17 protein-coding genes are annotated in these 19,390 nt (G+C 70.8%); 7 read left to right on the forward strand and 10 right to left on the reverse strand.

Annotated features, from left to right (window positions below):
- Positions 1-10 precede the first annotated feature (10 nt).
- A complete protein-coding gene (locus I6N91_RS08355; RefSeq protein ID WP_198812123.1) occupies positions 11-1,357 on the reverse strand; it encodes a P-loop NTPase in 1,347 nt (448 codons plus the stop codon).
- Positions 1,354-2,022, reverse strand: a complete 669-nt coding sequence (locus I6N91_RS08360; RefSeq protein ID WP_198812124.1) for an SAF domain-containing protein — start codon at positions 2,020-2,022, stop codon at positions 1,354-1,356. Before I6N91_RS08360 ends, I6N91_RS08355 begins: the two co-directional genes overlap by 4 nt.
- Before the next feature lie 243 nt (positions 2,023-2,265).
- Here I6N91_RS08360 and I6N91_RS08365 point away from each other — a divergent pair, with 243 nt between their 5' ends.
- On the forward strand, positions 2,266-2,493 hold the full coding sequence (locus I6N91_RS08365) for a helix-turn-helix domain-containing protein (RefSeq protein WP_120165081.1): 228 nt from the start codon (positions 2,266-2,268) through the stop codon (positions 2,491-2,493).
- 12 nt (positions 2,494-2,505) lie between these two features.
- Here I6N91_RS08365 and I6N91_RS08370 read toward each other — a convergent pair whose 3' ends face one another.
- Entirely contained in the window at positions 2,506-3,057 is a 552-nt protein-coding gene (locus I6N91_RS08370) for a hypothetical protein (RefSeq protein WP_198812125.1), read from the reverse strand.
- Positions 3,058-3,168: 111 nt separating this feature from the next.
- Between I6N91_RS08370 and I6N91_RS08375 the strand changes: the two genes are divergently transcribed.
- Both I6N91_RS08375 and I6N91_RS08380 read left to right on the forward strand, forming a co-directional pair.
- On the forward strand, positions 3,169-3,960 hold the full coding sequence (locus tag I6N91_RS08375; protein ID WP_198812126.1) for a LysM peptidoglycan-binding domain-containing protein: 792 nt from the start codon (positions 3,169-3,171) through the stop codon (positions 3,958-3,960).
- 51 nt (positions 3,961-4,011) lie between these two features.
- The gene (locus tag I6N91_RS08380) at positions 4,012-4,503 is read left to right on the forward strand and encodes an Rv3235 family protein (protein WP_198812127.1); all 492 of its coding nucleotides are present in this window, start codon (positions 4,012-4,014) and stop codon (positions 4,501-4,503) included.
- A 12-nt stretch (positions 4,504-4,515) separates the two neighbouring features.
- On the opposite strand, the gene secA is transcribed toward I6N91_RS08380, so the two are convergent.
- The 7 genes from secA to mtrA form a co-directional block, all read right to left on the reverse strand.
- A complete protein-coding gene (secA, locus tag I6N91_RS08385) occupies positions 4,516-7,248 on the reverse strand; it encodes a preprotein translocase subunit SecA (RefSeq protein ID WP_198812128.1) in 2,733 nt (910 codons plus the stop codon).
- A gap of 90 nt (positions 7,249-7,338) precedes the next feature.
- The gene (locus tag I6N91_RS08390; protein WP_198812129.1) at positions 7,339-8,550 is read right to left on the reverse strand and encodes a winged helix-turn-helix domain-containing protein; all 1,212 of its coding nucleotides are present in this window, start codon (positions 8,548-8,550) and stop codon (positions 7,339-7,341) included.
- Between the two features lie 91 nt (positions 8,551-8,641).
- Positions 8,642-9,373, reverse strand: a complete 732-nt coding sequence (hpf, locus tag I6N91_RS08395) for a ribosome hibernation-promoting factor, HPF/YfiA family (protein WP_159618043.1) — start codon at positions 9,371-9,373, stop codon at positions 8,642-8,644.
- A 124-nt stretch (positions 9,374-9,497) separates the two neighbouring features.
- Positions 9,498-10,457, reverse strand: coding sequence for a ComF family protein (locus I6N91_RS08400; RefSeq protein ID WP_198812130.1), 960 nt, complete (start codon positions 10,455-10,457; stop codon positions 9,498-9,500).
- 168 nt (positions 10,458-10,625) lie between these two features.
- Positions 10,626-12,356, reverse strand: a complete 1,731-nt coding sequence (locus I6N91_RS08405) for an LpqB family beta-propeller domain-containing protein (RefSeq protein WP_198812131.1) — start codon at positions 12,354-12,356, stop codon at positions 10,626-10,628.
- Positions 12,343-14,145 carry an MtrAB system histidine kinase MtrB gene (mtrB, locus tag I6N91_RS08410; RefSeq protein WP_198812132.1) on the reverse strand — a complete coding sequence of 601 codons (1,803 nt, stop codon included), beginning with the start codon at positions 14,143-14,145 and terminating at the stop codon, positions 12,343-12,345. The genes I6N91_RS08405 and mtrB overlap by 14 nt, the downstream gene beginning before the upstream one ends.
- Before the next feature lies 1 nt (position 14,146).
- Positions 14,147-14,824: an MtrAB system response regulator MtrA gene (mtrA, locus tag I6N91_RS08415; RefSeq protein WP_198812133.1), complete on the reverse strand. Its 678-nt coding sequence runs from the start codon at positions 14,822-14,824 to the stop codon at positions 14,147-14,149.
- A gap of 232 nt (positions 14,825-15,056) precedes the next feature.
- Between mtrA and I6N91_RS08420 the strand changes: the two genes are divergently transcribed.
- Genes I6N91_RS08420 through I6N91_RS08435 form a run of 4 tightly spaced genes read left to right on the forward strand, consistent with a single transcriptional unit; the run spans position 15,057 to position 19,375 of the window.
- The gene (locus I6N91_RS08420) at positions 15,057-16,343 is read left to right on the forward strand and encodes a proline-rich domain-containing protein (RefSeq protein ID WP_198812134.1); all 1,287 of its coding nucleotides are present in this window, start codon (positions 15,057-15,059) and stop codon (positions 16,341-16,343) included.
- A gap of 43 nt (positions 16,344-16,386) precedes the next feature.
- The gene (locus I6N91_RS08425; protein WP_233091648.1) at positions 16,387-17,031 is read left to right on the forward strand and encodes a DUF4129 domain-containing protein; all 645 of its coding nucleotides are present in this window, start codon (positions 16,387-16,389) and stop codon (positions 17,029-17,031) included.
- Positions 17,028-18,326 carry a DUF4350 domain-containing protein gene (locus I6N91_RS08430; protein WP_198812136.1) on the forward strand — a complete coding sequence of 433 codons (1,299 nt, stop codon included), beginning with the start codon at positions 17,028-17,030 and terminating at the stop codon, positions 18,324-18,326. Before I6N91_RS08425 ends, I6N91_RS08430 begins: the two co-directional genes overlap by 4 nt.
- Complete coding sequence (locus tag I6N91_RS08435; protein WP_198812137.1) at positions 18,323-19,375, forward strand: MoxR family ATPase; 1,053 nt, start codon at positions 18,323-18,325, stop codon at positions 19,373-19,375. Before I6N91_RS08430 ends, I6N91_RS08435 begins: the two co-directional genes overlap by 4 nt.
- Positions 19,376-19,390 lie beyond the last annotated feature (15 nt).

Here is a 19,390-nt window from a genome sequence, read left to right on the forward strand (position 1 = left end):
TTGCGGCCCCTTACCTTGGAAGCCTAACGGGCATCCATGAAAACTTCACTTCGTTGGAGCTCCATCCAATGCGGCGGCGTTGGCGTTGTTCAACCGTCACATCGACGAGTCCCGCAATCGCCCTCCGCAGGGCCGAGGACGGGGCGGTTTCGACGAGCGCCGAGCCCGCCAGCAGCGCCTCGTCCGCCGCCGGAAAATCGGCGGGGAGGAAGGCCGAGATGGCCGTGCCGGGCCCGAACCGCTCCCAGGCCTCCCTCAGCTGGTCCTCCGGCGAGCGCCCGACGGACCCGGGGCGGACCTTGTTGAGCACCACCCTCGGCTCGGCCGAGGGCACCGCCTCGGCGAGGACGGCCAGCGAGCGCACGAGGCGCGGGACGCCGACGGCATCGGCGGCACCGACCGCGAGAACGGAGTCGGCCAGCTCAAGGCAGCGCAGTGCCGCCCCGTTGCGGCGGGGAGCGGCGGTGTCGAAGCTGAGCTCCTCGTCCGCTTCGAGGCAGAATCCGCAGTCGACGATGGTCACGGCGGCGCTCGCGCGGGCGCACTCGAGGACCCGGGCCAGGGCCGCGGGACGCACCTCGGGCCACCGGTCCGGGCGGGTCAGGCCGGTGAGGACGCCAAGCCTGCCGCCGCCCACGGCGACGGTTGAGGCCACCCGGCGGAGTCCGTCCGGGTCGAGCGTCCCCTGGTCGGCGAGCCGGCAGGCCTGGGCCAGTCCGGCGGCCTCATCGAGCAGACCCAGGAACGCCGCAGTGCTGGCCCCATAGGTGTCGGCATCCACGAGCAGGACCGTGGACCCCGCCGCGGCAAGTTCCGCCGCCATATTCACGGCCACCGTGGTGCGGCCCGGGGCCCCTGTCGGCCCCCACACGGCGGTGACGGTGCCGCCGCCGGGTTCGTCGGAGGGCGGCTCGGCCGCTTGCTCTGGTGGCGGCAGGGCAGCGGCCGGGTCGGCGTAGGCGCTGGTGACCGCGCGCCCGCCCGGACTCCGTTCGGCGCCGGACAGACTTTCGACGGCCGCCGCCACGAGTTCGGCCAGCGGGCCCGGCGCGATGCCGGGAGGCGCCCGGCGCACCCCGGGCGCCCCGACCCCCGCGGCCGGTTCGTCCTCTCCCGCGAGCACCACGACGGCGATCCCGGTGTCGCGCAGCCGCTCCAGGAGTGACACCGTCAGCTCTCCGGTTCCCGGCGAGAGGATGGCTGCGCGGGCCAGTCCTGCCTGGCCGGCTGCCAGTAGTTCGGGCACCCCCTCGCAGCGGCGCACGACGGTCACCGGGCCGTGGAGTTTCTCCAGCCCCGGAACGTACTCCCCCGCGGCCGGTCCCACTGTGACCACGGGGATGACCGGGCCGGTCACGGACCACCCCGCGGGTTCAGCACCACTGCGATCTTCGCACCGTTCGACAGGGCGTTCAGCAGGGCCGGCATTGCCTCGTCGGCCACCAGCACGTAGACCCGGGATGGGGAATCCGTTCCCAGGGCCGATTCGTTGACCGCGATCTCGGAGACCTCGGCGCCCTCTAGCAGGAGCCGGGGCTGCTCGAACCGGGCGCCCTGCCCGGTGGCCGCGTCCGGCAGGGCGACCCAGACATCAACCCGCACCCCGGGTTCCGTGCCGGTGGGGAGGGGGTCCTCGATGGGAAGGCCGACCGGTTTCCGGTTCAGCTCGTCCGGGCGGCCGACGGCGGCGGCAGGAACCAGTTCGCCCGGGCGGACGAACCGGGTCACCACCGCGTTCTTTGGAAGGCCGGAGGAGGCCCGAAGGTACTTCTCCTCCGAGCCGCCCAGCCGGACGGCGACCGTGGTGAGGTCACCGGACTCCAGGCGGGTGCCGACAGGCAGTTCGGTACGGGCGGCGAGGACATCCGTGGTCCGGTCGAGGCTGCCCACCAGGGCCGTGACCCCTGCCGTGGAGGCCAGCACGAGCAGGAGACCGATGATGAGCCGTGGATCCCGCCAGGACGGCCTGCCGATCCGGGGCGCGGTGGGGTTCCGGTCCGTCCGGCTGGCGTTACCGCTCATGGAGCTTCCTCCGCACGCTTCGGAGCACTCTTCGGCGCCGGCGGATGGGCACCGGCGCTCCTGCCATTGTTGTGCAGGCGGCACACAAAATAAACAGAAGGTTTACGGCTCGCCCGAATCTGTGGACAACCGGCACCTCCGGGGCCGCGGAGTGACAGAATTGAGGCACGTCCAGCCGGGTGCCCGCGGTTGGAACGAAAGCGTTCGTGGAGGCAAGGCCACGGCTGAGGAAGAGGTGTTCGTGTGGCTGAGAAGCGGTTCCTGACCCTCGCCGACGTTGCGGAGGTGCTCAATATCAGCTCCTCCCAGACCTACGCCCTGGTTCGGTCGGGGGAGCTTCCTGCGATCCAGGTGGGCGGGCGCGGTCAGTGGCGCGTCGAGGCAAGGGTCCTCGAGGACTACATCGCCGATGCCTATCGGAGATCCGCAGCCTCCCTGCGCGGAAGCGCCGACCCGGTCAACAACGCCTGAGCGTCGATGGTGTCAGGGTCGGGAGGCCACCGCGGCCACCGCGGCGAAGGGCAGCGCCACCACTGCCAGGACATTGGCCGCCCTGCGGTGCTCGCCCGGCGGAACGAGTGCCACCTCGAGGAAATCGGCTCCGACCCGATCCAGCGTGCCCTCGGAAACCGTTGCCGGTGACCCTGCATAGACGCTGACCTGCGCCCGGTCGCGGGCCAGCGCCCGGTAGGCCGAGGCAAGGCCCAGGCGGGCGTGGATCCCTGCCGGGCGCGGGGCGACGGCACGTCCAAGCCCTTCGATCCTCAGGATCGCGGCGAAGGGCACCAGGACGGACCGCTGCCCCTCCGCGAGCACGAGCCATTCGGCGCCGACATAGGCCAGCCTGCCGGAAAAGCCCTGCCCATTCCCGGTCCGGACCTTCAGCCCCTGGGCGATGGAGCCGGCCAGCCGGTCCGCGAGAGCCACCCGTGCCTGCTCCATCCTGAGGAGGTCTGCCGCCGCCGCTTCGTCCGAGGCCGCCCGCGCAGCCGCCAGCTGGGCCTCGAGATCAGCGAACAGGGCTTCCCACCGCATGGTTCAACGGTAGGCAGGCGGGTAGAGGGGGTCAACGAATTCGAGTAGTCGCAAACGTATACAAGCGACATCAAACGCGCTCAAATTGATGCAAACGCAAGGGAGCTGAGTATGGAAAGGCATTCGGCGGTCCTCTACCCGGCGGTCCTCCTCGGCCTCGGGGCGATCCTCGTCCTCTCGGGGGTGGGGCTTGCCTCCGGTGGCTCGCGGGCGCCGGAGACCGGTATCGGCGCCGCGGTAGCCTCTGTCGGCCTAGTCGTCCTGCTCTGGTGGTCCGGGGCCCTGGCGCTCGCACTCGGCGCGGAGTTCCTCGAAGGCAGGGGCCGCGCCGCCGCCGCCTCAAGGATGGCGGCCCTCACTCCGGGCTTCATGCGCCGGCTGTCCGCCGTGCTGCTCGGGGCGAATCTACTGGCCGCTCCGTGCGCGGCCTCGGCGCCCGCGGCGGCGCAAATAACACCCGCGGTCCCGGCACCCGCCGTCGCGGAGCCCTCGGTCGCGGTGCCTCCGGTATCGCTGCCCGCGGTCGCGGCGCCGGCTGTCACGGCGCTGACAGTTCCAGCCGACCGCGGCGAGGACCCTCAGCTGGGGCAGTCCCACCCGTCCGGCCGGGAACCGCGGGTCAGCCCGGACTGGAAACCGCTGCCGCTCCCCTACGATCCGGGCCTGCTGGCCCGGCCGCCAGGCCAGCAGGGCTCCGCACCGGAGGCGGATAGCGCCGGGGTGGTTGTCCGCGGTGGTGACTCGCTGTGGTCGATAGCCGCGGCGCGGCTCGGTCCCCTCGCCTCGGACGCCGAGATCGCGGCAAGCTGGCCGCGCTGGTACGCGAGGAACGCCTCAATGATCGGCCCGGACCCGAACCTGCTGACACCGGGCCAGACACTGGCTGCACCGGACCCGCCCTGAGCGTCCCAGCCGGCAGCAGGACCGCCCATCCCACGCAGTGAAAGGACCGTCATGGCCACTCTGACCCAGCAACGAATCCAGGCACGCCCGGCCCGTGCCGCCGCACCGTGGGCCCTCCCGTCCTGCGCGGACCCGCCGGAGCAGCCGCCGCCGGAGGCACTGCTGCCGGAAGCGGAGGAGCGCGTCGGCGGCATCGCGCGCGCCGTGGCGCAGGGAGCCGTCGAGGTCCTCGGGGGCAGCCGCCCCGCCTCCCAGATGTCCCGGTGGCTCGATCCGGCCAGCTACGAGAAGCTGCACCTGCGCGCCTGCCTTCTGCAGAAGGTCGCGGCCTCAGAAGCCACCGGCTCCTGCCCGGGCGGCGCTCTGGCGGACCGGCGGGCCTACCGCTGCGTGACGGTCCGCAGCGCGCGGCTCTGCCGCGTCTCCGCGACCGCCTTCGAGGCCGCACTGGTCGTCCTGGACCGCAGGCGGGCCCGCGCCGTCGCCCTGCGGGTCGAACACCGCCGCGGCGACTGGAAGGTCACCGCCCTGGAGATCGGCTGAGCTACCTCTTGGCTACTTCTTCGGCCGCTTGGAGCCGTTCCGCTCGGCCCGTGCCTTCGTCTCGGCGACGGCCGTCTTCAACCGCTCCACGTGCGTCTCGACCTCGCCCTGCGCGTTCGGTGCGGAGAAGTTCAGGCTGGCGGGGCGCTGCGGCGCCTCAAGGCCCGCCGCCCGGATCGAGGGAACCTGGACCAGTCCGCGGCCGTCCTGGACGCCCAGCCCGTTCGACGCCGGCACCGCGGGGGCGGCGACCTCGACCTCGAGGTTGAACAGGTAGCCGATGGTCTCCTCGCGGATTGCCTCCATCATGGCCTGGAAAAGGATGAAGCCCTCACGCTGGTACTCCACGAGGGGGTCGCGCTGGGCCATGGCCCGCAGCCCGATGCCCTCCTTGAGGTAGTCCATCTCGTAGAGGTGCTCCTGCCACTTCCGGCCGATCACCGACAGGACCACGCGCCGCTCGAGTTCGCGCATCGTCTGCTCGCCGAGCGCCTCCTCCCGCGCCTGGTAGGCGAGCTTGGCGTCGGAAAGGATTTCCGAGTGGAGGAAGTCCCGGGTGATCTTCGACTTCCCACCGGCTTCCTCGATGACCTCATCGATGGTGAGGGTGATCGGGTAGAGCGTCTTGAGGTTGGTCCACAGCAGCTCGTAGTCCCAGTCGTCGCCGTGGCCCTGGGCGGTGGCCTCGTCGACCATGGCCGTCACCACGTCCTCGAGGAAGTAGCCGACCTTCTCCTTCAGGTCGCCGCCTTCGAGGATGCGCCGGCGGTCGCCGTAGATGGCCTCGCGCTGGCGGTTCAGGACGTCGTCGTACTTCAGGACGTTCTTGCGCTGTTCGGCGTTGCGCCCCTCGACCTGGCCCTGGGCGTTCTCGATGGCCTTGGAGACGAGCCGCGACTCGAGAGCGACGTCGTCGGGCATGCTCGAGCTGTTCATGATGCGCTCGGCGCCGCCGGAGTTGAACAGCCGCATCAGGTCGTCGGTCAGCGAGAGGTAGAACCGCGAGCGGCCCGGGTCGCCCTGGCGGCCGGAGCGGCCGCGCAGCTGGTTGTCGATCCGGCGGGATTCGTGGCGCTCGGTGCCCAGCACGTAGAGCCCGCCGAGTTCGCGGACCTCATCCTGCTCGGCCTCCACGGCCTTCTTGGCGGCCTCGAGGGCCGCGGGCCACTGGGCCTCGTACTCCTCGGGGTTCTTCGCCGGGTCGAGCCCGCGCTTCTCGAGTGCGGCGACGGCGTTGAACTCGGCGTTGCCGCCGAGCATGATGTCGGTGCCGCGGCCTGCCATGTTGGTGGCCACCGTGACGGCGCCCTTGCGTCCGGCCTGGGCGACGATGGCGGCCTCGCGGGCGTGGTTCTTAGCGTTGAGGACCTCGTGGCGGACCCCGGCCTTGGCCAGCTGCTTGGAGAGGTATTCGCTCTTCTCGACGCTGGTGGTGCCGACCAGGACCGGCTGGCCGGTCTCGTGGCGTTCGACGATGTCCTTCACGACGGCGTCGAACTTCGCCACCTCGTTCTTGTAGATCAGGTCGGCCAGGTCCTTGCGGGCCATCTCCTTGTTGGTGGGGATGGGCACGACGCCGAGCTTGTAGGTCGACATGAACTCCGCGGCCTCGGTCTCGGCTGTGCCGGTCATGCCGGAGAGCTTCTCGTAGAGCCGGAAGTAGTTCTGCAGCGTGACCGTGGCCAGCGTCTGGTTCTCCGCCTTGATCTCGACGCCTTCCTTGGCCTCGATCGCCTGGTGCATGCCTTCGTTGTACCGGCGGCCGGCGAGGATGCGGCCGGTGTGCTCGTCGACGATCATGACCTCGCCGTTGAGCACGACGTAGTCCTTGTCGCGCTTGAACAGTTCCTTGGCCTTGATGGCGTTGTTGAGGAAGCCGATCAGCGGGGTGTTCGCGGACTCGTAGAGGTTGGAGATGCCGAGGTAGTCCTCGACCTTCTCGATGCCGGACTCGAGCACGCCGACGGTGCGCTTCTTCTCGTCGACCTCGTAGTCGGTATCGACGGAGAGCTTCTTCACGACCTTCGCGAACTCGTTGTACCAGCGGTTGACGTCGCCGGAGGCCTGCCCGGAGATGATCAGCGGCGTCCGGGCCTCGTCGATGAGGATGGAGTCGACCTCGTCGACAATGGCGAAGTTATGCCCGCGCTGGACGAGCTCGGAGGCGCTCCAGGCCATATTGTCGCGCAGGTAGTCGAAGCCGAATTCGTTGTTCGTACCGTAGGTGATGTCCGCGGCGTATTGTTCGCGGCGCGTCGCGGGGTCCTGCTTGGACAGGATGCACCCGCTGGTCATGCCCAGGAACCGGAACACGCGGCCCATCAGGTCCGACTGGTATTCGGCGAGGTAGTCGTTGACCGTAACGATGTGGACGCCCTTGCCGCTGAGGGCATTGAGGTAGGCCGGGGCCGTGGCAACGAGGGTCTTGCCCTCGCCGGTCTTCATCTCGGCGATATTGCCAAGGTGCAGCGCGGCCCCGCCCATGAGCTGGACGTCGAAGTGGCGCAGGCCCAGGGTGCGGCGGGAGGCCTCCCTCACTGCGGCGAAGGCCTCGGGCAGGAGGTCGTCCAGGCTCTCGCCGTCCGCGTGGCGCTTTTTCAGCTTGTCGGTCTCCCCGCGCAGCTCAGCGTCGGACATCGCACGGAAGTCGTCCTCGATGATGTTGATCGCGTCGGCGTAGTTCCGGAGTTTCTTCAGTGTCTTCTTATCGCCGGTGCGGAGAACTCGTTCAAGAAGTGATGGCACTGGTATCTGCTCCCAATCTAAGGCTGCCGAAAGATGGCGTGATCAGTCTACGGGAAGACGCTTGGTCTCCCGCTTTAGTTCCCGGACGGCTCAACGCCGCCCCAGCGCCGCGGAAAGCGGCGCCGCGAGGTCTCCCACGGGTTCGACGACGACCTGCTGCAGGCCGAGCCATTCGGCCATGGTACCCACTTCAGCTGCGAGTTCGTCGGCGGTGCCCGCGGGCGCGCCCGGTTCGGCATAGCTTCCGCGCACCAGCAGACGCCCGGTGGCCCGGTCGGCCTTGAGGTCCACCCGCGCCGCCATCGTCTCACCGAGCAGGAAGGGCAGGACGTAATACCCGTAGCGGCGTGCCGCCGCCGGAGTGTAGATCTCGAGCCGGTAGTGGAAGCCGAAGAGTTCCTCGAGCCGCGGGCGGTCAAAGACGAGGGAGTCGAAGGGGCTCAGCAGCGCCCTCCCGGCGGCGCGGCGCGGTATTGCGGCGTCGCGGTGGAGGTAGGCCGGCCGGTTCCAGGAGCCCACCTGGGCACGGGTGAGGACTCCCCTCCCCTCGAGGATCCGCACCGCCTCCGCGGTGTCGCGGACGGGGGTGCGGAAGTAGTCGGCGAAACTGCGCACGGTCCCGATGCCCAGCGCGGCGGCGGCGCGTTCGGTCAGGACGAGGATCGCCTCGCGCGGGTCGGCCTCCTCGGCTGCGAGGTCGGAGGTGGGCAGCACCCGGGCCGAGGGGGCGTACCGGCGTTCGAAGGAGGAGGTCCGCCCGGCCGAGCTGATTTCCCCGCGGGCGAAGAGATCCTCGAGGACCCGTTTGACGGCGCTCCAGTTCCATCCCCAGTTATCGGTGCTGCGCTGCTCCGAGTGGCCGAGGCGTTCCTGCACCTGTCCGGCGGTCAGCGCCCGGCTTGAGGCAAGGAGCGTGAGGATCCGTTCCTCGAGGGATGAGCGGAGCACCGGGTCCATCCCCGACGCTCCGCTCCAGGTGCGCCGCTGCCAGGGGCGCAGGTGCGGAAACAGGGCAGGGTCGATGAAGCTGGCCTCGTGGGCCCAGTACTCGGTCAGCCGGCGCGGATGCCTTCCGGCGAACCGGTCGAGGACTGCCGGGTCGTAGGCGCCCAGCCGCGAGAAGACCGGAAGGTAGTGGGAGCGCACCAGGACGTTGACCGAATCGATCTGGAGCAGCTGGAGCTTATCGAGGATCCGGCCCACGGACCGCGTGGTGGGCGGGGCCGTGGGCCGGGTCTTGGCTAGTCCCTGGGCCAGCAGGGCTGCCCTGCGGGCCTGGGACAGGGTGAGGCGAACGGTCATGGCCCTGCCGGGGGCAGGGGGTGAGCCGACGACGGGGCCCCGGACGCGCCGCCAATGGCGCGGGTCCGGGGCCCGGAAGTGGGACGGGGTGTCACTGGGTTGCAGCGGCTTCCTTCGCCCGGTACGCCAGGAGCTCCTCCTGGGGGTCCTGCGTCCCTTCGGCGCACTTCGAATCGAGGGTGATGACTCCGTAGGTCCAGCCCTGGCGCCGGTAGACGACCGAGGGGGCGCCGGTGGCAGAGTCGACAAAGAGGTAGAAGTCGTGGCCGACCAGTTCCATGTTGTCGACGGCGTCGTCGAGGGTGATCGGCTCTCCGGAGAAGACCTTCCGCCGGATGAGGACCGGTGAGTCCCCTGCCGGGACATCGTCCGGTGACTCGTAGGGGTCAGTCGAGGCGGCGGGTGCCGTCGTTCCGTTGGAGGAATCGTCCGCGAGGGCAGCGTAGATCGGCTGGGAAGTGCTGACCGGTTCGAGCCCGGCGGTGGCAGCGCCGACGGCGACGGGGGTGTGCCGTCCGTGGTGGACCTTGCGGCGGTCCCGCGCCCGGCGGAGGCGTTCCAGGAGCTTGTTGTAGGCGAGGTCGAAGGCGGCGAACTTGTCCGCTGCCGAGGCTTCGGCCCGGATAACCGGCCCCCGGGCCACCACCGTCAGTTCGACGGTGAGGGCGGTGTCGGCGTCCCTGGCACTTGTTTCCTTGGTGATCTTGGCATCCACCCGCTGGACCTTATCGCCGAGCTGTTCGATCTTGTCGATCTTCTCTGCGGCGTACTCGCGGAACCGGTCCGATACTGCAAGGTTCCGGCCGTTAATCACAAATTCCATGGTGCCCTCCAAATCGCTAAGGTGACACAACAGCGGCCGGTCAGGCTGCCCCGGTCCGCTGCCGATGGGTGCTTGTCTGCTTTTCAACACCCATACCTCACGGTAGATCAAGGCACCCCGTAATTCATCCCTCCCCGCGCCGATTTCTCCGGAATTCGCTGTAAGCCAACTCGGCTCCGGACGGCGGTGGCGTGGCCGCCAGGACGACGGCGCCGGCCACCGCCGCGCCCTCGGCCCGCAGCACCCGGACGACCTCCGCGAGGGTCGCTCCGGTGGTCAGGACGTCGTCCACGACAAAGCACTGCACCCCCTCCAAACGGCCGCGGTACCGACGCCGAACCCGCATCGACCCGGCGACGTTCTCCTGCCGGCCGCGTCGTCCCAGCCCCTTCTGCCCGCCCTGCCGCGCCGGGGCAATCCACGGGATGCCGGCGGGCCGTCCGTCCAGACGCACTCCCGGATGGCGGTGCCTGACGGGCCGTGCAAGCAGGGACCCTGCGGGGAGCTCACCGCGGCGGCGGAGCCCGTCCAGCAACAGGCCCAACGGGTCGTAGCCGCGGCGGCGCAGGGACCGCCCGCGGGTGGGGACGGGCACGAGCAGGCAGGGACCCGCCGGCAGGTCCGCGCGGGCGGCGAGCAGGGCACCGCCGAGGGCCGCCGCGAGGGGGCGGGCCAGGTCGGTGTGGCCGGCGTTCTTGAACGCCAGCAGGACCCGGGCCACCACTCCCCCGTAGGTTCCCGCGGCGACCACCGGCAGGGGCTCAAACCCGCCTCCGGCATCGTCCGCGGCCGGTGGAGCGCCGGTAACGCTTTCCGGTCCGTCAGAATCGCGCAGCGGGAGGGAACCGGCGCCGGCCTCGGCCCGGAAGGGACGCACCGTGGCACGTCGGAAGGCCCGCCGGCACGGCCGGCACAGGGAGGTGTCATGGCGGCCGCATCCCACGCACGAAGTCGGCAGGATCAGTGCGCAGAAACCCCGAAGGGCGCGGCCGGCCGCGGCCGGGATGCCTCCGTACCTGCTGCCGTCGATGCTGCCGCCGGGCGCCCCGCCGTCGTCCGGGAGTGTGCGGATCGGGTGAGCCATGCCTTCAGGGTGCCGCGGAGGCTGGGGATTCCGGGGCGCCGGCGTGCTGTGTGGATAAGGGTGCTGTGTGGATAAGGGTGCTGTGCGGATAAGACCCGGGCGGGCACGGAGCATCCCGCCCTGCGGCACGCGGTGTGGCGTGCAACGGCGGGAATGGCCCTCCGGGCATCAGCCGGGGAAGGCCGGGTCCCGCACCCCTTCGACGCTTCGGATCCAGCTCAGTCCCACTCGAGCGAAGAGGGCCTCGGCGGTCTGGATGTAGAAGTCCTCCTGCGGATCACTTCCGGCGCTGATGTTCAGCACGCCCTTGTGCGGCTTGAGGGCCTCGGTCTCCCCGCTGAGCTGGACGATCAGGGGCGTCACCTCGGCCGACTCCGAGACCGGGGAGGCGACGATGGTGCTCTCGCCCGCCCACTTGGCGGTGCCGATGTTCGCACCCGCGTTGAGGGCGATCGGGATCCCCAGGCTTTGCGGAATGCCCTGGGCGCTGCGCGTGATCCCGGCAAGCAGCACCTCGGAGGTCCCGGCCTCATCGACGACGAGCAGGGCGCGGGCGCCGTCCCTGGAGATCTGGAGCTCCCTGACCGTCCGGTCGGCGAGCCACGACGCGGAGACGACGACCGCGTTGCGCGTCAGCCCGCCCGGAGGCACCGCAACCACCTCGGTGCCGCGGCCGCTCGGGCCGCCTTCGACGCTGCGTGCGGTCCACACCCAGTTGCTGGTGTCGAAGCTGGGGGCGGTGAGGCCGGTGCCTTCGACGGCGGTGCGGACCTCGCTGCCCGGGGCGGTGGCCAGCAGCGCCGTGGAGCGGCCGTTGAGGAACGCGAAGTTGCTCCCCTCGAGGGACCGCGCCGGGTCCTTGGGGTTGTAGGCGGCAACCGAGGGCAGCCCGTCGACCGGGAGCACATCGAGGTTCCTTACGGTGCGCACCTCGTTGTCCGCGATGACCACCTGCTCATTGCCCACCGGAGGGTTGAAGTCGGGAATCACGAGGGCCGAGTCGGGGCTGCCGAGGTCGATCGGCTGGCCGGCACTCATCTCCACGGAGGTGACGTCGTTGAGCGTGGTGAGGTTCACCCGCAGCTGCTGCTCCATCTGCTGGAGGCGGAGGTCCGTCGCGTCCTGGAGGACATCGGCCGACAGTTCGACGGAGGCCACCCCGGAGGCGATCGGCACCGATTCCTGTGCGAGGGTGACTCCCTCGGGGAAGGCGCTCGTGACAGCACCCTGCAGGTAGGGGGCGGGGCCGGCGAGCAGGGCCTGCACCACCCGGGCGGCGATGCCGGGGCGGCGGACGAACCAGCGGACGTCGGGCACCCAGTACCGGTAGCCGCTGCTGTAGAAGTAGAGATGGTGCGCGGTGGCCAGCAGGGAGGCATTGCTTTCGGTGACCATGATCCCGTTGGGGATTTCACTGATGCGCCACTGCCCGTTGATCTTCACCATTTCGGCGCGGACGCTTTCGGTGGTCGGGGTCGGCGGGTCGGTGCGGATGCCCCGGGCGTCAATGATTCCGGTGATCTCGAGCTGCACCTGCAGCGCGCCCTCGGCTTCCCGCTGGATGATCCTCGGGTCGGCCCTGAAAATCACGATCCGTTCCTCGGGCTGCCACGTCCGCGCCAGCTCCGGGGTCAGGAATTCCCGGGCCACCTTGTACCCGTCCGCCGCGCCGGTGCCTGCCGTGATGAACTCCTGGAGCAGCACCTCGGGCGGCGCACCCGGCTGCGGGCCTTCGGGCGAGAAGACCTGGGACACGGTGTCCTCCTCGACCGCGGGCGCGGGAATGGTGGCCACCGGTCCGCTCCGGGGAATGGAGGAACAGCCGGAGAGGATCAGGAGCAGGGCAATGACCGCGGCGATGAAGGAGCCCCGCGTTCCGGCGGGCCTACTGGATTTCACTTTTCTCCTTCAGCTGCGGGTCGGGGGTGCCGCTTCCGGCCGCGGGCGGGACGTCGGCGGGCACAGTGCCCGAAGGGCCGGCGGACGGCACACCGGCGGGCGGGAGGTCGGCGGGTGCGGCGCCCGAAGGCCCTGCGGCGAGCGGCAGCGGCAGCCGGTCGCGCGGCGGCAGGGGCAGCGGGGAGACCAACAGATCCCCACCGCGCTGCTTGGGCAGGGTGAGCCGGAAGCAGGATCCGTTCCCCGGCTCGCCCCAGGCCTGGAGCCAGGCCGAGTGCAGGCGTGCGTCCTCGACGGCGATGGACAGCCCCAGCCCGCTTCCGCCCGTGGTGCGGGCCCGGGCGGGGTCCGCCCGCCAAAAGCGGTCGAAGACCCTCGAGGCCTCATCCTCGGTCATGCCGATGCCGTAGTCGCGCACGGCGACCGCGACGGCGTCGGGGTTTGAGGCGATATAGATGTGGACGGGTTTCCCCTTGCCGTGCTCGAGCGCATTGACCACCAGGTTGCGCAGGATCCGCCCGATCCGGCGGGGGTCGGCGTCGACGATGCAGCTGCTCTCGGACGAGACGATGCGCAGGTCCGAGCCGAAGTTGTCGGCCAGCGGCTGGGCCCCGTCGACAACGTGCTTCACCACCAGGAAGAGGTCGGTGGGCTCGGACTCGAGCACCGCCGCACCGGCGTCGAAGCGGGAGATTTCGAGGAGGTCCGCCAGCAGCGACTGGAACCGTTCCACCTGGTCGTAGAGGATCTCCGCGGAACGCTTGTTCACGGGGTCGAAGTCGGTCCTCGCCTCGTGGAGTACCTCGGCAGCCATGCGGACCGTCGTCAGCGGGGTCCGCAGTTCGTGGGAGACGTCCGAGACGAAGCGCTGCTGCATCTGCGACAGCTGCGCCAGCTGGGTGATCTGGTCCTGGAGGCTGGTGGCCATGTGGTTGAAGGACGCCCCGAGCCGGGCCACCTCATCCTCGCCGCGGACCTCCATCCGCTCCTGCAGCTCGCCGGCGGCCAGCTTCTCCGACACGAGGGCGGCATGGCTGACCGGCCGGACGACGCTGCGCGTCACGAACCAGGCGATCGCCCCGATGATCCCCAGCAGCACCGTCCCGGCGAGCCACAACACGCGGTGGATGTAGTCGAGGGTCAGCTGCATGGAGGAGAGGTCGTAGATGATGTAGACGGCGTAGGTGGTGCTGTCCGGGGGCAGGGTGACCTTGGTGGCAAAGGCGACACCCGGCGCCTGCAGTCCGCCGGTCGCTTCTGAGCGGGGAATCGTGATCGGGGCCCAGTACTGGTCCTCGCCCTCCGCGACGGCGGCGCTAAGCTCGGGCGGGATGAGGGCCGACTCCGTCATCGCCTTATGGCTGGCCAGGGCCGGAACCCAGTAGCCCTGCTGGCCGGGCAGCGGGCTGAGCAGCCACTGCCGTGGGGCGTCGGCGCCGGGGGCCCCGAGCCGGTCGAGGGTGTCACGGGCCAGCCGGTCCGTCGAGTCCCGGTCGGCGGCCGTGGTATCCCTAAAGATTTCCTTGATTTCGCGCAGGCCGTTGCTCGCCTCGCTCTGGAACTGCCCGAACCGCTCCTTGTACAGGCCGTTGGCGATCTGGTTGGACAGGAAGCCCCCCACCGCCACGAGGGCGAGGGAGGTCAGCAGCAGCGTCGCAACGACCGTGCGGAACTGCAGGGAACGGCGCCAGCGGCCGGCGATGAAGGACGCCGCCCGGCGGGCCTGCCGCAGCCCCCGTCCGGCGCCCTGGATCGCCGCTTCGACGGCGCGGGCTGCCCGGGTGTTCACCTCAGCCTTGACCTGCCTTATATCCGACGCCGCGGACCGTCAGGATAATCTCGGGTGCCTCGGGGTCGCGTTCGATCTTCGAGCGCAGCCGCTGCACATGGACGTTGACCAGCCGGGTGTCCGCGGCGTGGCGGTAGCCCCAGACCTGCTCAAGGAGCAGTTCCCGGGTGAAGACCTGCCACGGCTTGCGGGCCAGGGCCACGAGCAGATCGAATTCGAGCGGAGTCAGCGAGACCTTGTCATTGCCGCGGGTCACCGAGTGTCCGGCGACGTCGATGGAGACCTCGCCGATCCTCAGCGTCTCCGGCGCCCGCGTGTCACCGGGCCGCAGCCGCGCCCGCACGCGCGCTACGAGTTCGGCCGGCTTGAAGGGCTTGGGCACGTAGTCGTCTGCACCGGATTCGAGGCCGCGTACGACGTCGGAGGTGTCGGACTTGGCTGTCAGCATCACGATGGGGACGTCGGATTCGGCCCGGATCTGCCGGCACACCTCGATGCCGTCGAGGCCCGGCAGCATGAGGTCGAGCAGCACGAGGTCCGGCTGGGCCGACCGGAACACCCCGAGCGCCGCGGCGCCGTCCGCGCAGAACACCGGGTCGAACCCGTCGTTGCGCAGCACAATGCCGATCATCTCGGAAAGGGCTTCGTCGTCGTCAATCACCAGGATGCGTGCCTTCATGCCTCAATAGTCTCCCATCCGGTCTCCAATGTCCCATTGGGCACTTCCTCCGCGTGCCGCAGCGGATCGGGCGGCATCGGCGGGACGTTTGGTGGACGTGCGGCGGGACGTTTTGTGCTCCGCCGGGCCCGGGGGAAACACCAGCGTGTCCGCCCTACTGCCCTCGGGAGGCACCGGTGATTATAGTTCAACGTGAACAGACCGCACCGGCGCCCGCTTCGAGAAGGACAGCATGAGCAACGATCCATCCGACGGGTCCCGCCGCGACCCCGCCTGGCACCCTCCCGCGGGGCCGGCGCCAGAGCAGTACCCCGGCTTCCCCCCGCCCTCCGGCGCGGCGCCGGACCAGCCGTTCCGCCCGCCGGGCCAGCAGGACCCGGGCTTTGCCGGGCCCGCCCCCGACGGCTCCGGCCAGAACAGCTGGGGTCAGAACAGCTGGGGCGGCGGGCACGGGCCGGGCGCGGCCGCCCCCAACCCGCAGGCTCCCCAGGGCTGGGGTTCGCTGCCGCCGCAGGCCTACGCCGCTCCCCCCAAGCCGGGGGTGATTCCGCTGCGCCCGCTGGGCCTTGGCGAAATCCTCGACGGCGCCTTCCAGGCCTGCCGCCGGAACCCGCTGGCCACCTTCGGCACGGCCATTCTCTTCCAGACCATAGTGGCCCTGGTGACCGTTTTGATGTCGGCCGGGGTGCTCAGCAGCCTCGAGCAGCTGGCGATGGGCACCGTCTCCCCCGACCAGCTGGGCGGCACCGTGGCCTCGGTGGTCTCCTTCGCCTCGGTGGTGACGATCATTTCGGGCGGGGCGCTGCTCATCCTCCAGGGTGTGCTTGTGATTCCGGTGGCGCGTGCGGTGCTGAACCAGAAGACCGGCTTCGCCCAGCTGTGGAAGCTCTCGGCGCGCCGTATCCTCCCCCTGCTGGGGCTGGGGGTGATGCTCACCCTCGCGGTGGTCGTGGGTCTTGGCCTGTTCGTGCTGATCGCCATCGGGCTGGCCGCGGCGCTTGAGGACGCCTCACTGTTCATCATCATCCCGCTGATCTTCGCCGTCTTCGCGGTCCTCATCTGGATCAGCATCAAACTGGCCCTCGCACCGGCGGCCCTCATGCTTGAAGGGACGGGACCAATAGCATCGGCCCGCCGGTCTTGGGTGCTGACCGGGCGCAACTGGTGGCGGACCTTCGGCATCATCCTGCTGACGAGCGTCATGGTTTCGATCATCACCTCGGTGGTGGCCACCCCTATCACCTTTCTCGTGTCGGCGCTGTTCAGCTTCTCCGACGCCCCGGCGGCCGGCACGGCGGATGCGCTCGATTCCCTCCCCCTGCTGTTCCTGACCCAGGTCATCTCGGCCTTCTTCGCCGCCATCGGCTACGCCTTCCAGTCCGGCGTCACCTCCCTGCTGTACATCGACCTGCGCATCCGCCGGGAAGGCTTTGACGTGGTCCTCCTCGCCGAGACCGAACGGGCCGCGGGCCAGGGCGGCCCGGGGTACCGGCCGGGACCACTGGAGGGCCTGCGGTGATGTTGTCGGGCCCGGCGCCCTGCCCCCGGACGTTCCCCCGGTGATGCGGGAAACGCCGGTCGACCGCGACGAGGCCCGGGAGCTGCTTCGGGAGGAGCTGGCCAAACCGGCCTACCAGGAGGCCCAGCCCTCCCTGCTTGAACGGGCAGTCCAGGCCGCCTATGACTGGATTCTGGAAGCGCTGTCGGGCATCCGGTCGGTGGGGGCTGGGCCGGGTACGCTCCTGCTGGCCGCCGGAGCCGTGCTCATCATCGTCGTGGCCGTCGTGCTGATCCGGCCCCGCCTCAACGCCCGGGCGTACCGCGCCCAGCGGGCGGTGTTCTCCACCGGAGCCGCCCTTCCGGCCGCCGAGCACCGCCGCCGGGCGGCGGCCGCCGCCGGAGCGGGCCGGTGGAACGAGGCCCTGGCCGAACGCCTGCGCGCGGTCGTCCGGGACGCCGAGGAACGCGGAATCCTCGAGGAGCGGCTCAGCCGCACCGCCACCGAGGCCGCCGCCGACCTCGCACCGGCCTTCCCGGGCTCCTCCGGGGAGATCCGCTGGCTGGCCGAGAGGTTCAACGAAGTCCAGTACGGCCGGGGCGCGGCCTCGGAAGCCGATGAAGCCGACGCGGCGCGGGCCCAAGCGCTCGACGCCGCCCTGGCCGGGGGCGTCCCGGCGGGCGAGGGCGTCCCCGGGGCCGCTCGGTGAGCCGGCACGCCGCTCCCCGGCGGGCCTCGGCGCAACCGCCGTCCGCACTGCCCGCCGACCTGCCCGTCGCCCTGACGGCGGCCGGCCCAACACCAGCGGACCCGTCTGCCGCTCCGGCCGCGGCGGGCCGTGGGATCACCGGTGACGGCGGCAGCGCCGCCGCGACCGGCCGCCGGCGGCTGCGGCGGGCGCTGCCGGGGCTGCTGCTGGCCTTCGTCATTGCCGCCGTCGTGGTGCTCGGGCTGCTCACCCGCACCGACGCCGATACCACTCCGCTCTCGCCTGGCAATGCCACGCCGACGGGTGCCCGCGCCGTGGCCGAGGTTCTCGGCGACCAGGGGGTCGAAGTGGTTCACGCCCGCACCCTGGTGGAGGCGGAAGCCGCCCGGGCCCGCTTCCCCGGGGCCACCCTTTTCTTCTCCGACCCCAACGGGTGGCTCAATGAGGAACAGCTTTCGTCACTGAACCGCTCGTTCCCGAGCAGGGTCCTCGCCGCACCCTCCGAGCCCCAACTGCTGGTGCTGGCCCCGGAGATCCTGCCCGCAGGACCCGCCGAGGACGGGCGCGGAACGGTGCGCGCCGGCTGCGACGAGGAGGAGGCCCGGACCGCCGGGGAGATCACCGGCGGCGGCCAGCTCTACTCGGCGCCCGTCGAATGCTTCAGCTCCCCCTCCGCCGACGGCGGGAGGGGTGCCACGTATGCCGCCGTCGGTGGGACGGTCGTCCTGGGCAACCCGGGGATCCTCATGAACGGCACCATCGAGGAGGCCGGCAACGCCTCACTCGCGCTGTCCACCCTCGGCGCGGGAGAATCCCTCATCTGGTACCAGCCGACCACCGCGGACCTCGCCGGCGCCACCGGCCCGCCCGCCAACCCGCTCGAGCTGCTTCCGGACTGGGTCAACACCCTGATGCTCTGGCTGCTCGGATGCGCCCTCCTGGCCATGCTGTGGCGGGGCCGGCGGTTGGGCCCGCTCGCCGTCGAACCCCTCCCGGTCGTCGTCAGCGCCGCCGAGACCGCGGAGGGCCGGGCCCGCCTCTACCAGGGCTCCCGGGCCGTGCGGCACGCGGCGGCGAACCTGCGGGCGGCCGCCCTCAGCCGGGCCGCGGTCCGGCTGCGCCTGCCGCCGTTCAGCGCCCGGGCCGCCGTCGTGCAGGCAGTGGCCCACAAGACCGGCCGCCGCCCCGAGGACGTCCATTCGCTCCTTGACGGCCCGCCTCCGTCCACGGAGAAGGACCTCGCGCGCTGGGCGCAACAACTTCTCGACCTCGAAAAGGAGATCAACAACTCATGAACCCACAGAGTGGATGGCAGCAGGACGGCACCGGGGCGCACGCGGCGCATCAGGGGGTCGACACCGTGACGGAGCAGGCTCCCGCTGAGCGGCAGGTCGACGACTCCCCCCGCCGCGCGCTCCTCGACGTGCGTGCCGAGGTCGGCAAGGCGGTCGTGGGGCAGGACGCGGCGGTGACCGGGCTGCTCATCGCCCTGCTCGCCAACGGGCACGTGCTCCTCGAGGGTGTGCCCGGGGTCGCCAAGACGCTGCTGATCCGCACCCTGTCGGCGGCGCTCAGCCTCGACACCAAGCGGGTCCAGTTCACCCCGGACCTGATGCCCGGCGACATCACCGGTTCGCTCATCTACGAAGCGCGCACCTCCGAGTTCACCTTCAGGGAGGGCCCGGTCTTCACCAACATCCTGCTCGCCGACGAGATCAACCGGACCCCGCCGAAGACCCAGGCCTCGCTGCTGGAGGCGATGGAGGAGCGCCAGGTCTCGGTGGACGGGGTCTCCCGTGCCCTTCCCGACCCGTTCATCGTGGCGGCCACCCAGAACCCGGTCGAGTACGAGGGCACCTACCCGCTGCCGGAGGCCCAGCTCGACCGCTTCCTGCTCAAGCTCGTCCTGCCGCTGCCCGGACGGGACGACGAGATCGAAGTGATCCGCCGGCACAGCGAGGGCTTCGACCCGCGGAACCTCGGCGGCGCCGGCGTCCGCGCCGTTGCGGGGGCCTCCGACCTCGCCGCGGCGCGCCGCGCGGTCGGCAGGGTGTCGATCTCCCCGGAAGTGATTGCCTACATCGTCGACCTGGTCCGCGCCACCCGCGCGGCGCCGTCGTTCCAGCTGGGCGTCTCCCCGCGCGGGGCGACCGCGCTGCTGACGACGGCGCGGGCCTGGGCGTGGCTGTCCGGACGCAACTTCGTCACCCCGGACGACGTGAAGACCCTCGCCATGCCCGCCCTGCGGCACCGCGTCGCCATGCGGCCGGAGGCCCAGATGGACGGCGTCGGCGTCGATGAGGTCCTCGGCGGGATCCTCGCCGTCGTTCCGGTTCCCCGGTGAACCGCCGCCGCACCG

It is taken from the genome of Arthrobacter sp. MSA 4-2 (assembly GCF_016405885.1).
GTDB lineage: Bacteria > Actinomycetota > Actinomycetes > Actinomycetales > Micrococcaceae > Arthrobacter_D.